General features: G+C 62.2%; 11 protein-coding genes. 8 read left to right on the forward strand and 3 right to left on the reverse strand.

Annotation, left to right across the window (positions count from 1 at the left end):
* Nucleotides 1-283: 283 nt before the first annotated feature.
* The 3 genes from K3557_RS05320 to K3557_RS05330 all read left to right on the forward strand — a co-directional run bounded on the left by K3557_RS05320 (nucleotide 284) and on the right by K3557_RS05330 (nucleotide 3,003).
* The gene (locus K3557_RS05320; RefSeq protein ID WP_259991212.1) at nucleotides 284-655 is read left to right on the forward strand and encodes a helix-turn-helix domain-containing protein; all 372 of its coding nucleotides are present in this window, start codon (nucleotides 284-286) and stop codon (nucleotides 653-655) included.
* A gap of 97 nt (nucleotides 656-752) precedes the next feature.
* The gene (gene hisN / locus K3557_RS05325) at nucleotides 753-1,544 is read left to right on the forward strand and encodes a histidinol-phosphatase (protein ID WP_259998194.1); all 792 of its coding nucleotides are present in this window, start codon (nucleotides 753-755) and stop codon (nucleotides 1,542-1,544) included.
* Nucleotides 1,545-1,662: 118 nt separating this feature from the next.
* Nucleotides 1,663-3,003 carry an 8-oxoguanine deaminase gene (locus K3557_RS05330; protein ID WP_259998197.1) on the forward strand — a complete coding sequence of 447 codons (1,341 nt, stop codon included), beginning with the start codon at nucleotides 1,663-1,665 and terminating at the stop codon, nucleotides 3,001-3,003.
* A gap of 34 nt (nucleotides 3,004-3,037) precedes the next feature.
* Here K3557_RS05330 and guaD read toward each other — a convergent pair whose 3' ends face one another.
* Nucleotides 3,038-4,324: a guanine deaminase gene (guaD, locus tag K3557_RS05335; protein WP_259998198.1), complete on the reverse strand. Its 1,287-nt coding sequence runs from the start codon at nucleotides 4,322-4,324 to the stop codon at nucleotides 3,038-3,040.
* A 144-nt stretch (nucleotides 4,325-4,468) separates the two neighbouring features.
* Here guaD and mgtE point away from each other — a divergent pair, with 144 nt between their 5' ends.
* The 4 genes from mgtE (at nucleotide 4,469) to K3557_RS05355 (ending at nucleotide 9,348) form a co-directional block, all read left to right on the forward strand.
* Complete coding sequence (gene mgtE / locus K3557_RS05340; RefSeq protein ID WP_259998200.1) at nucleotides 4,469-5,857, forward strand: magnesium transporter; 1,389 nt, start codon at nucleotides 4,469-4,471, stop codon at nucleotides 5,855-5,857.
* Nucleotides 5,858-5,866: 9 nt separating this feature from the next.
* Nucleotides 5,867-6,430, forward strand: a complete 564-nt coding sequence (locus K3557_RS05345) for a 5-formyltetrahydrofolate cyclo-ligase (protein WP_259998202.1) — start codon at nucleotides 5,867-5,869, stop codon at nucleotides 6,428-6,430.
* Between the two features lie 113 nt (nucleotides 6,431-6,543).
* Nucleotides 6,544-7,356 carry a TIGR00282 family metallophosphoesterase gene (locus K3557_RS05350; protein WP_129370392.1) on the forward strand — a complete coding sequence of 271 codons (813 nt, stop codon included), beginning with the start codon at nucleotides 6,544-6,546 and terminating at the stop codon, nucleotides 7,354-7,356.
* Between the two features lie 213 nt (nucleotides 7,357-7,569).
* Nucleotides 7,570-9,348, forward strand: coding sequence for an SLC13 family permease (locus K3557_RS05355; protein WP_259991224.1), 1,779 nt, complete (start codon nucleotides 7,570-7,572; stop codon nucleotides 9,346-9,348).
* 286 nt (nucleotides 9,349-9,634) lie between these two features.
* Here K3557_RS05355 and K3557_RS05360 read toward each other — a convergent pair whose 3' ends face one another.
* On the reverse strand, nucleotides 9,635-11,410 hold the full coding sequence (locus K3557_RS05360) for an SLC13 family permease (RefSeq protein WP_259998204.1): 1,776 nt from the start codon (nucleotides 11,408-11,410) through the stop codon (nucleotides 9,635-9,637).
* A 122-nt stretch (nucleotides 11,411-11,532) separates the two neighbouring features.
* Between K3557_RS05360 and K3557_RS05365 the strand changes: the two genes are divergently transcribed.
* Complete coding sequence (locus K3557_RS05365) at nucleotides 11,533-12,273, forward strand: YebC/PmpR family DNA-binding transcriptional regulator (RefSeq protein ID WP_259991228.1); 741 nt, start codon at nucleotides 11,533-11,535, stop codon at nucleotides 12,271-12,273.
* Between the two features lie 334 nt (nucleotides 12,274-12,607).
* Here the strand turns inward: K3557_RS05365 and K3557_RS05370 are convergent, their stop codons facing one another.
* Nucleotides 12,608-12,769 (reverse strand): DUF1036 domain-containing protein, encoded by a 162-nt coding sequence (locus K3557_RS05370; protein ID WP_259998206.1) that lies wholly within the window; start codon nucleotides 12,767-12,769, stop codon nucleotides 12,608-12,610.
* Nucleotides 12,770-12,839: the final 70 nt, after the last annotated feature.

Here is a 12,839-nt window from a genome sequence, read left to right on the forward strand (position 1 = left end):
CTGCACCTCGCTATTTCTGGGGAGGTACGTGATCGGCAGCCGCTTGGCAACAAAACCTTTAGAAAAATGATACATGAAATCATGCGCTTGAACGTGCGGTCCGCGCACGGGGCGACGGCAGCCTTGCAATCAATCGCAAGGGTTGTACACTTTTGCTCAGAGGTTGAGCGTAGATCGCTCTGATGGGGAACCGTGTTCGGGCAAAGAATTGAAGCCGCCAGAACAGGTTATAGGAACGCAGCGGTCCGGGTTGCAGCCGGATTTTTGAACTTAGGAGAAACGCATGGCTCATCCAGTTGACGTGCATGTGGGAAAGCGCATCCGCCACCGCCGGTGGCTGATCGGCATGACACAGCAGCAACTCGCCGAGCAGGTCGGCATTAAATTTCAGCAAATTCAGAAATACGAGACCGGTGCCAACCGGGTCAGCGCCTCCCGGCTCTGGGATATCTCCGACGCCCTTGAGGTGCCGGTGAGCTTCTTCTTCGAAGGTCTGCAGGAAGAAGGCAAATCCTCGGCGGATAAAGCCTCCGTTCCGGAAGATCTGATGGGCGACAAGGAAGCCCTGGACCTGGTGCGCTCCTACTACGCGATCCCGGAAAACCAGCGCCGCCGCCTGTTTGAACTGGCGCGCGTGCTGAGCGACGTCGCCTGAAATCCAGACGGCGAATGAAGGATAATTGCAAGCGCAAAACCTGCGATGACAGGGTTTGCGCTTGCAATAATGCCGGGTGAGTGGCACCCGTATTGGTATGACACAGGCCGCTTTTCCCGATCTTGACGTTGCACACAGGATGGCAGACGCAGCCCGCGCTGCCATCCTGCCGCATTTCCGCACATCTTCGCTGACCGCTGAGAACAAACTCGACGGCGGGTTTGATCCGGTCACGGTTGCGGACCGCGCTGCCGAGCAGGCGATGCGGGCAGTCCTGGCGGAGTTGCGCCCCGATGACGGAATTCTGGGCGAAGAGTTCGGCACCAAGCCAGGCACCACGGGCCGCACCTGGGTGCTCGATCCGATTGACGGCACCCGCGGGTTCATCAGCGGTACGCCAACCTGGGGCGTGCTGATTGCGCTGTCGGATGAAAACGGCCCGTTCCTGGGGGTGATCGACCAGCCCTATACCGGTGAGCGTTTCTGCGGCGGGCCGGAAATTGCTTCTATGACCGGCCCGTTGGGCGAAAGACCTTTGCAGACCCGCGCCACTGCGGCGCTGAAAGACGCCATCCTGTTCACCACTTTTCCGGAAGTCGGTATGCCAGAGGACCGCGCTGCGTTCGAACGGGTCTCGGCCCGCGCCAAGCTGACCCGCTATGGCACCGATTGTTATGCCTATGCGCTGGTGGCGGCGGGGCAGGTGGATCTGGTGATCGAGGCCGGTCTCAACGCTTATGACATTCAGGCGCCGATTGCGCTGATCCAGGCGGCAGGCGGTATGGTCACAGACTGGCAGGGCAACCCGGCCCACAACGGCGGCCGTGCCCTGGCCGCGGCCAATGCGGGTATCCACGCGGCTGCGCTGGAACTGCTGCAACAGACGTAAACGGGTTGATAATGGCGCCCCCGGCCTGTAGTTTTCCCGGCAGGCCGGTTCTTCGCCCGTTTTCCATCGGCTAATCACACATTCCTCTGAAGCGGGCTGTCTTTTGGAGTGTGTGTAAATGACAGAGATCCTGATACAAAATGCCGATACCATCCTGACTATGGATGACACGCGCCGTGTGCTGCATGGCGCCGACGTGCTGATCCGCGGCGGCGGGATTGCCGCGGTGGGGCAGGGGCTGCAAACCAGCGGAGACATTGTCTCCGGCCGCGGCTGTGTGGTGACCCCGGGGCTGGTCAACACCCATCACCACCTCTACCAGAACCTGACCCGCGCGGTGCCGGGCGCCCAGGATGCGCTGCTGTTCGGCTGGCTGCAGCGGCTCTATCCCATCTGGGCGCAGTTCACCCCGGACGAGATGTTCGTCTCTGCGCAGCTGGGCCTGGCAGAGCTGGCGCTGTCCGGCTGCACCCTCAGTTCCGACCACCTGTATCTCTATCCCAACGGCTCGCGGCTGGAGGACACCATCCACGCCGCCCGCGAGGTGGGCCTGCGCTTTCACCCGACCCGCGGTGCGATGAGCATCGGCGAAAGCGATGGCGGATTGCCGCCTGACAGCCTGGTCGAGAAGGAGCAGGCCATTCTCGACGACATGATCCGCGTTGTTGATGGCTTCCACGATGCAGGCGAAGGGTCCATGTGCCGCGTCGGCCTGGCGCCATGCTCGCCGTTTTCGGTCAGCCGCGAGCTGATGCGCGATGCCGCCCTGCTGGCCCGTGACAAAGGCGTGATGCTGCACACTCATCTGGCCGAAAACGACGAGGACATCGCCTATTCCGAGGCCAAATTCGGCTGCCGCCCCGGCCAGTATGCCGAAGAGCTTGGCTGGACCGGTGACGACGTCTGGCATGCCCACTGCGTGAAGCTCGACGTGCAAGAGATTGACCTTTTTGCCAGAACCCGCACCGGGGTTGCCCATTGCCCCTGTTCCAACTGCCGTCTCGGCAGCGGCATTGCGCCTGTGCGCGCAATGCGGGACGCCGGGGTTCCTGTGGGGCTGGGTGTGGACGGCTCCGCCAGCAACGACATGGCCAGCCTGGCGTCAGAGGCGCGGCAGGCCATGCTGCTGCAGCGGGTAGCCAATGGCGCCGACGCGATGAGCGCTTATGAAACGCTGGAGATCGCCACCCGCGGCGGCGCCGATGTGCTGGGGCGCCCGGATTGCGGCCGTCTGGCACCGGGCAAGCGCGCCGACATCGCGGTTTGGGACACCACAGGCATTGCCTCCAGCGGCAGCTGGGATGCCGCAGCCCTGCTGCTGGCCGGTCCGACCCAGGTGAAACACCTGTTTGTCGAAGGCAAGCAGGTCATCCGCAGCGGCGGGATCACAACGCTCGACCTGCCGCAGCTGATCGAACGCCACGGGAAACTGGCGCGGGCGCTGGCTTCATCTTTCTGAAAATACTCAAGGCCGAGGCGCGTCAGCGCCTCTGCTAAACCGGTCGCCCGCCAATCCAGACCTCGGAAATGGCGCGGTCGTCGCCCATCATGATGGTGGGGAACACCGCCTCCCACAGATCCCCGGCGCGCGCTGACCGCTGCGCGATCGCCGGGGCCGAGGCCAGATCCAGCACCACCAGATCCGCCTCCATGCCGCGGGCGATGTTGCCGATCTTTGCCTCCATCCGCAGCGCCGTGGCGGATCCTTGGGTCGCCAGCCACAACAGCTGCGCTGCATGCAGCGGCGTGCCGCGCAGCTGGCCGATCTCATAGGCCGCCGCCATGGTGCGCAGCATAGAAAAGCTGGACCCGCCGCCGGTGTCAGTGGCAAGCCCGATCCGCTGGCCCTCAGCCATCAGCCCTGCCATGTCAAAGAGGCCGGAGCCGATGAAGGTGTTCGACGTCGGGCAATGGATCAACGCCGCGCCATAGTCCCGCAGCCGGTGCCGTTCACGCTCTTCCAGATGGATCGCATGACCGTAAAGCCCCCGGGCGCCCAGCAGTCCGAACTCCTCATAGGTGTCCAGATAGTCGCGGGCCTGCGGAAACAACGACCTGACCCAATCGATTTCATCAATCTGCTCGCTCAGATGCGTTTGCATCAGGCATTCCGGGTGCTTGCCCCACAGTGCACCCATTGCTTCCAGCTGTTCTGGGGTGGAGGTGGGGGAGAACCGCGGGGTAATTGCATATTCCAGCCGGTCCACACCGTGCCAGCGCCCAATCAGCGCGTCTGAATCGTCATAAGCCGACTGCGCGGTATCCCGCAGCTCCTCCGGCGCGTTGCGGTCCATGCAGGTCTTGCCCGCAACCACCCGCTGCCCGCGCGATTGCGCGGCCGTGAAAAACGCATCCACGCTTTCGGGATGAATTGTGCAATAGCTGCAGACCGTGGTGGTGCCATGCGCGGCAGTCAGGTCCAGATACCTGTTGGCAATCCCGTCTGCATAGGCGCGGTCGCCGAACCGCATCTCCTCCGGGAAGGTATAGCTGTTCAGCCAGTCGATCAGCCGCTTGCCCCAGCTGGCGATAATCGCGGTCTGCGGGTAATGCACATGGGCGTCCACAAATCCGGCCATGATCAGCTTGCCGCTGTGATCCACGGTTTCCGCCGCAGGCAGCAGCGCCTGCATTTCTGCCAGCGGCCCTGCACCCGCGACCTTGCCGTTCTGCACCGCCACCGCGTCCAGCAGACGGGCCGCGTCTTGGGGCTGCTCCGCGGCAAAAGGAGAGGCGGTAAAAGACAGTACGTGCCCTTTCAGGATGTAATCGGTGCCCATTCTTCCAACCCTTTCCTTGCAAAATGGCTCTTGGCAGGATACCCGCCGCATCAGCTCCGGTAAATTATGCCGATGTCATTGTTTTCCGGTAGCCGCTTCTTCTATTTTGCAGGCAGACACTCATAAAATACCCGGGGGCATCACATGAGCAGCGGCGACAACATCACCGGCGATCTGTCTCAGGACGACTCCTATGACCTGGACCGCAAATTGGTTGCCCGGATTCTGGGTGCGGTGGAGCAGGGCGATCAGCAGGCGCTGACGGATCTGCTGGAAGACCTGCACGCAGCCGACATTGCCGACCTTCTGGAACAGATCGATGCCAGCGACCGGGCACGGCTGATCCGGCTTTACGACCGTGAGTTCGACGGCGAGATCCTGTCCGAACTGGACGAGTCGATCCGCGAAGAAGTCATCGAGACGCTGAACCCGCTGGTTCTGGCCGACGCGGTCCGGGAGATGGAAAGCGACGACGTCGTCGACCTTCTCGAAGACCTGGAGGTGCCGCAGCAGGAAGCCATCCTTGAGGCGCTTGAAGATGCCGACCGGGTTGCGGTTGAGCAGTCGCTGAGCTATCCGGAAAACTCGGCCGGCCGTTTGATGCAGCGCGAAGTGGTGATGGCGCCTGAGCATTGGAATGTCGGGCAGGCCATTGATTTCATGCGCAACTCGGATGATCTGCCGGATCAGTTCTATCACGTGGTCCTGGTTGATCCGCGTCTGCATCCGATTGGCAATGTCACCCTTGGCCGGATCATGGCCACCAAACGCGAAGTGCCGCTGACCGAACTGGTCGAGGACACCTTTCAGGTGATCCCCGCCGATCAGGACGAGGAAGACGTGGCCTATGCCTTCAACCAGTACCACCTGATCTCGGCGCCCGTGACCGACGCTGAGGGGCGTCTGGTCGGTGTGATCACCATCGACGACGCGATGATTGTGCAAGACGAGGAGCACGAGGAAGATATCCTGCGTCTGGCGGGTGTGGGCGAGGAAAGCTCGCTGGCGGACCGGGTGATCGAAACAACCAAACGCCGGTTCCCCTGGCTGGCCGTGAACCTGGTCACCGCGATACTGGCCTCGCTGGTGATTGCGCAGTTTGAAGCAACCATAACGCAGTTCGTGGCCCTTGCGGTGCTGATGCCGATTGTCGCCTCGATGGGCGGCAATGCCGGTACCCAGTCGCTGACGGTTGCGGTGCGCGCGATTGCGACCCGCGACCTGACCGGCTCCAACGTCTGGCGGGTGATCCGGCGGGAAGTGCTGGTGGGGCTGGTCAACGGGGTGATCTTTGCCATTGTGATGGGGCTGGTGGGCCTCGCTTGGTTCGGCTCGCCGATGCTGGGGGTCGTGATTGCCGTCGCTATGGTGATCAATCTGGTCGTGGCGGGGCTGGCGGGCACGGTGATCCCGGTTCTATTGGAGAAAGCCGGAATTGACCCGGCGCTGGCCTCAGGCGCATTTGTGACCACTGTGACAGATGTGGTCGGGTTCTTTGCCTTCCTCGGGCTTGCCGCCACCGTTTTGCTGTAGGAGACCGCGATGACGGATCTGACTGAAATCAAAGCCACCGCCCGCAAGGCGGCCTTTGCCCGCCGCAAGGACGCGCACGCCCGCAACATCCCCGGTGCCGCAGGCCATCTGTCCGAGGTGCTGGCCGGTTACCGCGGCGTGCCGCTGTCGGGTTTTCTGCCGATCCGCACCGAGATCGACCCGGTGCCCGCAATGGCCGAAGCGGCAGCGCACGGGCCTGTCGGCGTGCCGGTTATCATGGGGGCGGGCCAGCCGCTCAAATTCAGCCGCTGGCAGCCCGAAGGCCCGCTGCGCGACGGCCCCTTTGGCGCCATGGTTCCTGAAACCGATGACTTCTTTGAACCAGAGATCCTGGTGGTGCCGCTGGTTGCCTTTGATGCAAAGGGGGGGCGGCTGGGGTACGGCGGCGGCTTTTATGACCGCACGCTGGAATTGCTGCGCGGCAAGCGGGCGACGCTGGCGATTGGCTTTGCCTTTGACGCGCAAGAGGCCGAGGACCTGCCGCTGGAACCCACAGATCAACCGCTGGACATGCTGATTACCGAAAGCCGGATCCTACAATTCAGCCGCTGACGCTGGCCGCGCGCTTAAGATTTTTCGAAAAATCTTGGCAAAACTTTTCAGAAAAGTTTTACGCGCCTGCCGCAGGCCTTGTTCTGCCGTCCGCATGCGCGTACCACGCCCGCATGCGAATTCTGTTTCTAGGCGATGTGATGGGCCGCGCGGGGCGCAGTGCCATTACCGAAAATCTGCGGCGGCTGCGCCAGGACTGGCGGCTCGATTTTGTTGTGGTGAACGGCGAAAACGCCTCCAACGGCATGGGGCTGAGCGGCGAGCACGCCAAGCTGCTGCTGGAGGCCGGCGTTGATTGCCTGACGCTGGGCGACCATGCCTTTGATCAAAAGGACATGCTGCAGTTCATTGAGAAGGAACAGCGCATTATCCGGCCGCTGAACTTTGCCAAAGGTGCGCCGGGCCGCGGCTTCCGGCTGTTCCAGGCTCCGGGCGGACGTAAGGTGCTGGTGGTGCAGGTGCTGGGGCAAGTGTTCATGAAGCGCGCTTTCGATGATCCCTTCGGCGCGGTTGAGGCGGTGCTGAAATCGCACCCCCGGGGCGGGCTGGCACAGGCCATCATTGTGGATGTGCATTGCGAAGCCACCTCCGAGAAGATGGCGATGGGCCATTTCTGCAACGGGCGTGCCTCGCTGGTGGTCGGGACCCATACCCATGTTCCAACGGCTGACGCGCAGATCCTGTCCGAAGGCACCGGCTATCTGACCGATGCCGGCATGTGCGGTGATTACAATTCGGTCATCGGCATGGACAAGGCCGAGCCGATGCGCCGCTTCCTGACCGGAATGCCCAAGGCGCGCTTTACCCCTGCAAACGGCGCGGCCACCCTGTCCGGCGTGTTTGTCGAGACAGACGACCGCACAGGGGCTGCCAAGCAGATTCGCATGGTGCGCAACGGCGGCCTGCTGCAGGAGGCGGCCCCCTAATGGAATGCCATTCCGCCACGCGGTGCAGCTTGTGGCGGGATGAATTGCCGGTGCGGCCGCGATTTTCCGCATAAATTCCCGAATCCAGGCCTCCGCAGCGGGGCGGGCGCGGAAATTCTTGCTCAGGCCAAGGGTTTCAGGGAAACTGCGCGATGGCGGAGCGTGCAGCAGCGCGCTAAACCCGCCTGAAACAATAAGGCATCGTCACGGTATATGCAGTTTTTCCAACTAGGTGATTCCGGCAGCGCGGTCCTGGCACTAGCCATTGTCCTGGCCATGTTCGTGGCTTTTCTGCGCGAAACCTATCCCACCGAAGTTGTGGCGCTGACTGGCGTTGCAGCAATGCTGGCCACCGGCGTTTTGCCCTACAATGAGGCGCTGCCGGTGCTGTCCAACCCGGCGCCTTGGACCATTGCGGCGATGTTCATCATCATGGGTGCCCTGGTGCGGACCGGTGCGCTGGATGCCTTCACTCAAATCGCCAAAAAGCAGGCCGAGGTGAGCCCCAAGCTTGCGGTTGCCTTGCTGATGGCCTTTGTGGTTGCGGCCTCAGCCGTGGTGTCAAACACGCCGGTGGTGGTGGTGATGATCCCGGTGTTCATCCAGATCTCCCGCACCCTGAAGGTTTCCGCCTCCAAGATGCTGATCCCGCTCAGCTATGCGGCGATCCTGGGCGGCACGCTGACATTGATTGGCACCTCGACCAACCTGCTGGTGGATGGTGTTGCGCGGGCGCAGGGCCTGCAGCCTTTCACTATTTTTGAGGTCACGCCGCTGGGCGTGATCCTGGTCATCTATGGCATGATCTACCTGCGCTTTGTCGCACCGCGGCTGCTGCCGGACCGTGACAGCATGGCCATGCTGCTGAGCGACAAATCCAAGATGAAGTTCTTCACCGAAGCGGTGATCCCGCCCGAAAGCAACCTGATCGGCCGCGAAGTCACCGGTGTGCAGCTTTTCAAACGCCCTGGCGTGCGGCTGATCGACGTGATCCGCGGCGATGACTCTTTGCGCCGCAACCTCATGGGTGTGGAGCTGCAGGTCGGCGACCGGGTGGTGCTGCGCACCCGAATGACCGAGCTGTTGAGCCTGCAAACCAACAAGGAATTGAAGCGGGTGGACCAGGTTTCCGCCGTCGAGACCGAAACCGTGGAAGTGCTGATCACCCCGGGTTGCCGCATGGTCGGCCGCAGCCTTGGCGCCATGCGCCTGCGCCGCCGCTACGGCGTCTATACCCTGGCGGTGCACCGCCGGAACCAGAACATCGGCGTGCAGCTGGATGACCTCGTGGTGCGGATCGGCGACACCCTGCTGCTGGAGGGGGCGCCCGCCGATATCCAGCGTCTGGCCTCTGATATGGATCTGGCCGATGTCTCGCAGCCGACCCAGCGCGCCTACCGCCGCAGCCACGCGCCGATTGCTGTTGTTGCCCTTTTGGGGATCGTTCTATTGGCCGCCTTTGGCGTGGCACCAATCCTGATGCTGTCTCTGCTGATGGTGTCGCTGGTGTTCGTGACCCGCTGCATTGACGCGGACGAGGCGTTCTCCTTTGTGGACGGGCGGCTCCTGGCGTTGATTTTTTCGATGCTGGCCATCGGGGCCGCGCTGGAAAGCTCTGGGGCGGTTGCCCTGATTGTCAATGCCATTGCCCCCGGCCTGTCGATGCTGCCGCCGTTCCTGCTGGTCTGGGCGGTCTATTTGCTGACCTCTGTGTTGACCGAGCTGGTCTCAAACAACGCTGTGGCTGTTGTCGTCACCCCGATTGCCATTGGCCTGGCCCAGGCCATGGGGGTGGATCCGCGCCCCTTGGTGGTGGCTGTCATGGTCGCTGCCTCGGCCTCTTTTGCCACCCCGATCGGCTACCAGACCAACACGCTGGTTTACGGTCCTGGCGGTTACAAGTTCACCGATTTTTTGCGTGTCGGCATCCCGCTGAACCTGACGGTCGGCATGGTTGCGTCCTTGATCATTCCGTTTTTCTGGCCGCTCTGACATCACCGGATGCCCTTGATGATGGCGGTTTTCCGCTTCGCCAGCATTTGTTTACGTGAAACTGTTAAAGCCGGGCCCATATGAAACAGAGAGTATTTCATGGGGTGGCAAAGTGGATTTCAAAAAACTGTTCCTTATCGCGGTCCTGGGCGGATCAACAGCCATTGTGTTGATGTCGCAGGCCTGGGCGGACCGGCACCCACAGTCTTTAAAAGTCTCCGCGCAGGCCGCAAAATCCTTGTGAAAGGATTTTGGCAAAACTTTTTCTTAAAAGTTTTGGTCCCCGCTACAATGGCCAAAACACCAGGATTGCCGGAATAGAGACGGCAATGACCAGAACCTCAAGCGGCAATCCCATCCGCCAGTAATCGCCAAAGCGGTATCCTCCGGGACCCAGCACAAGCGTGTTGTTCTTATGTCCGATCGGCGTCAGGAACGCCGCCGAGGCGGCAACCGCCACCGCCATCAGGAACGGATCCGGAGATACCCTCAGGGACTCTGCCATCTGAATACCCACAGGTGCCGCGACAATGGCCGTGGCGGTATTGTTCAGTACATCCGACAACGTCATGGTTACCACCATCAGCACCGTCAGCACCGCCCAGGCGGGCAGGCCTTCGGTCAGGCCTGTCAGCGCATTGGCAATCAATGCGGTGCCGCCTGAACTGTCCAGTGCCGCCCCCAACGGGATCATCGACCCCAGCAGCACCACAACCGGCCATTCCACATGATCATAGATCTCCGCCACAGGCAGGATCTTGAAAAGAACATAACCGATTGCCACCAGTCCCAGAGCCACCGGCAGGTAGATCAGCCCGACGGAGGCCGCCAGAACGGCGGCGGCAAACAGACCGATGGCGGCCCAGGTCTTGTCATTCGCAGTCACCGCCAGCCCGCGCTGCGCCAGCGGCAGGCAGCCCAGCCAGTCGGTCACATCGGCACTGCGCCCGCGCGGGCAAAGCAGCAGCAGAATGTCCCCTGCCTCGATCTCTGCCTGCCGGATATGTTTGGTGATCCGCCGGCCTTGACGGGAAACCCCCAGCAGCACCGCGCTTTGCCGCCAGGCCAGGCCGATGGACTGGGCGCTGCGCCCGCGCACGCGGGCCGCTTCCGGCACCACAACCTCAACCAGCTCCAGCCCGTCGCCTGCAGCGGTCAGCTTTTCCTGCCGGGCGGCGTCGGCAAAATCCAGTTTCAGGGCGCTGCGGAACTCATCCAATGCCTCCGGTTCGGCCTCGATCACCAGCGTATCCCCGTCCCGCAGCATCGCAGCGCTGGCGCGGCCATAGCGGCGCTTGCCGTCCCGGATCAACCCAATGATCGCCACATCCGCCTTTTCGGCCTCTTCGTCCAATTCGCCCAGCCGCTTGCCGGTCAGCTCTGACCCTTCGCCTACAGTCAGCTCAGCAATATAGGGCGCCAGCTGCGCCTCGGACGCTCCCGCTGCATTCTCCCGCGCCGGGATCAGCCGCCAGCCGACCAGTGCCACAAAGGTAAGCCCCGCCAGCGCCGCCACGCCGCCCACCGGGGCAAAATCGAACATCCGGAACGGCTCTCCCAGCCGCTCCTCCCGGATCGCCGCGATAATGATGTTGGGCGGGGTGCCGATAAGGGTCGCCATGCCGCCCAGAATAGTGGCAAAGGACAGCGGCATCAGGCTCAACCCCGGCGCCCGGCCTGCCTTGCGCGCGGTCTGGATGTCCACCGGCATCAGCAGCGCCAGCGCCGCCACATTGTTCATGAACGCCGACAAGACGGCGCCAACCCCGCCCATCAGCGCAATATGGCCGCCAAGGCCGCGCGCGGAATCCACCAATGTGCGGGTGATCAGAAACACCGCGCCTGAGCGCACCAGCCCGGCAGAAACGATCAGCACCAGCGCCACTACCAGCGTTGCCGGATGGCCAAACCCGCCAAAGGCATCGCCAGCAGGCACCACCCCCAGCACGACCCCCGCCATCAGCGCTGCAAAGGCCACTAGATCATAGCGGTAACGCCCCCATAACAGCAGGGCAAAAACGGCAGCAAATAACGCAAATAAAACAGCTTGATCATATGTCATCGGGCCAGCTTAACCGCGAAACCCCGCGGAGCAAGGGCCAAGCCGGGGCAGGGTGCTTGAAACCCGGTGCCGGCACGGGCTATATGGGCGCCAATTCAGATATTCAGCAGCAAGGATGCACCATGGCAGGCCATTCAAAATGGGCAAACATTCAGCACCGCAAAGGCCGTCAGGACGCGGCGCGGTCGAAACTGTTTTCCAAGCTGGCCAAGGAGATCACCGTGGCCGCCAAAATGGGCGACCCTGATCCCGACAAGAACCCGCGCCTGCGCCTGGCGGTCAAAGAAGCCAAAAGCCAGTCCGTCCCCAAGGACGTGATTGACCGCGCGATCAAAAAGGCCGTGGGCGGCGACGCTGAGAACTACGATGAAATCCGTTACGAAGGGTATGGACCCAGCGGCGTGGCTGTCATCGTCGAGGCAATGACCGACAATAAGAACCGCACCGCCTCCAACGTGCGCTCCACCTTCTCCAAGAACGGCGGCAACCTGGGAGAGACCGGGTCAGTCGGTTTCATGTTCGAACGCAAGGGCGAAGTCACCTATCCGGCCTCTGTTGGCGATGCCGACACCGTGATGATGGCAGCAATCGAAGCCGGCGCCGAAGATGTCGAAAGCTCGGAGGACGGCCATATTATCTACTGCGCCGATACCGACCTCAACGACGTGTCGAACGCACTGGAAGCTGAACTGGGCGAGTCCGAGAGCACTAAGCTGGTCTGGAAACCGGGCACCACCACCGAGCTGGATCTCGAAGGCATGCAAAAGCTGATGAAGCTGGTTGATGCGTTGGAGGATGACGACGACGTGCAGCGTGTCACCACCAACTTCGAAGCGTCCGACGAGGTCATGGCGCAGCTCTAAGCTGCAGCAGCCGCGCAACGTTGAAAGCCCGCCGCGCCACCGGCGGGCTTTTCCTTTGGCGCACAGACCACCTGTATTGGGGCTACCTGTATGGGGCCACCCGTATGAGGCCACCCATATGGCTCCGGGCTGCTGCTTCTTTCTGGTCGAAAGTACCCCGGGGGTAAGGCAGCAAGGCCGAGGGGGCAGCGCCCCTCCCTGCCGCCGCGAATGGTACAGGACTCAGAGGATGTCAAACGGTGTAACCGCCGCTGGCAAAAGCCTTGCCCGATACATTTGCCTGGCAATAATTTTGGCTTTTCTTTAAATCGCCGCCGACCGGCGTTTTGCACGCTTAGACCGGCATGTTCCACCAGCCTTCCGAGACCCAATCCCCGCCGCCAAAATAGCCGATGACCAGGCTCAGGCTTTGCCCGCCATTGTTGCAGATCTCCAGCCCGGCAACGGCAGGCGAGGCTGCCAGCCCCAGGGCCGCAGCAAATAGAATATGCTTCATGCAAAACACCCTCCGGCTGATGCCTGAAACGCTAGAGGGATGGTGGAGGCGGCAAGAAAACCCGGTTGCA

Source organism: Leisingera sp. M523 (assembly GCF_025141335.1).
GTDB lineage: Bacteria > Pseudomonadota > Alphaproteobacteria > Rhodobacterales > Rhodobacteraceae > Leisingera.